Below are 440 nucleotides of genomic sequence, written 5' to 3' on the forward strand. Positions count from 1 at the left end.
CTAGGAATTGTGAACATTGGTTTAAAGGGCTTTGAAGCAGACGATTGTATTGGTACACTTGCTACGCTTTACCAAAAAGAAGCACGTGTGACTGTCCTAACTGGTGACAAAGATTTGCTGCAAATTTTGAATGAACAAGTGACTGTTGCCCTGATGCAAAAAGGAATTGGCAATTATAAGCATTATACAAAAGCCTTATTTGAAGAGGAAATGGGAATCTCGCCAAAGGCACTCATTGATATGAAAGCACTCATGGGTGATGCAAGTGATAATTATCCAGGTGTCAAAGGAATCGGAGAAAAATCTGCTTTAAAATTTATTCAAACATATGAAACGATTGACGGTTTGTTAGAAAATGTCCATGAACTAACGGCTGCGCAGCAAAAGAAAATGCAAGCAGGATTAGAAGATTTGAAGCTTTCTCGTCTATTGGCAGAGAT

General features: G+C 38.4%; 1 protein-coding gene. It reads left to right on the plus strand.

The features are described 5' to 3' along the window. Positions 1 to 9 precede the first annotated feature (9 nt). Positions 10 to 440, plus strand: a 431-nt coding sequence (locus tag ACOV8S_RS31370; protein ID WP_448321873.1) for a 5'-3' exonuclease, incomplete at its 3' end; no start/stop codon positions are given.

This window comes from Streptomyces sp. CO7 (assembly GCF_053474865.1).